The 819-nt window shown below is 38.7% G+C and carries 1 protein-coding gene; it reads right to left on the bottom strand.

The window, feature by feature from the left end:
* Positions 1-130 precede the first annotated feature (130 nt).
* Positions 131-457, bottom strand: a complete 327-nt coding sequence (gene trxA / locus EI161_RS14535) for a thioredoxin (RefSeq protein WP_020444406.1) — start codon at positions 455-457, stop codon at positions 131-133.
* Between the last annotated feature and the right edge of the window lie 362 nt (positions 458-819).

Raw genomic sequence — 819 nt, 5'->3', positions numbered from 1 at the left:
CGAAGCTTTTCATGCTGCTGGCCATTTGCTCAGCCAGTTTCTTGATGTCAGATTGAGTAGTCATTGCTTATTCTCCTGTTAGTGGATTATAAGCAGTTACACAGAGTTTGGGAAACTCCCTTATTTTAATTTACAGATGCTTGTCTAGTACTTTTGCCAATTCCGCTTTTGGCTGTAAACCCATGACAGAATCAACTTTTTCGCCACCTTTAAAGACAAACAAGGTTGGAATGTTACGGATACCAAAACGGCTGGCCGCTTGTGGGTTATTATCCACATCGACTTTAACGATTTTGACTTTGCCTTGGTATTCAGTCGCTAGATCTTCTAAGATAGGCGCGATGGCTTTACAAGGCCCACACCACGTTGCCCAAAAATCTACCAGTACTGGCACGTCTGATTGCAATACGTCTTGGTCAAAGTTTGCATCGGTGGTATTTACAATAAGGTCTGACATAGTTTTATCTCTCTTGTTTTATTATTTCTATCGCCACTCATCAACTTATATATTGGTTTCATAATAGAATGATGAGTGGCCAAAGAATCGTTTAGAAGTGGTGAAAATGTGCCATTATATTAACATGTTTGCCCAGCCTTAACAGATGCAGGCTGGTTAAATTGTTTAACAATTACTATTAGCACAATAAATCGAAACATAACAACACAGGTTATGTTTTATCTGTCACTTGTATCCATAATCTCTATTGAAAAATAAAATTTGAATCAATTAGGGGCTGTATAGAATTCAAATCAGCGGCAGCCAGATAAAGACACAAGCGAGAATTACGGCAGCCTCATAGCTGGCTTTAAGCTTATCAT

This window comes from Psychrobacter sp. FME5 (genome assembly GCF_014861375.1).
Classification (GTDB): Bacteria; Pseudomonadota; Gammaproteobacteria; order Pseudomonadales; family Moraxellaceae; genus Psychrobacter.
Note: the sequence above shows the minus strand (reverse complement) of the source record. Positions and strands in the feature narration are given on the sequence as shown.

Bases quoted from the DNA above. Each gene is read 5' to 3' on its own strand.
- trxA (WP_020444406.1), bottom strand. From the start codon at position 457: ATGTCAGACCTTATTGTAAATACCACCGATGCAAACTTTGACCAAGAC.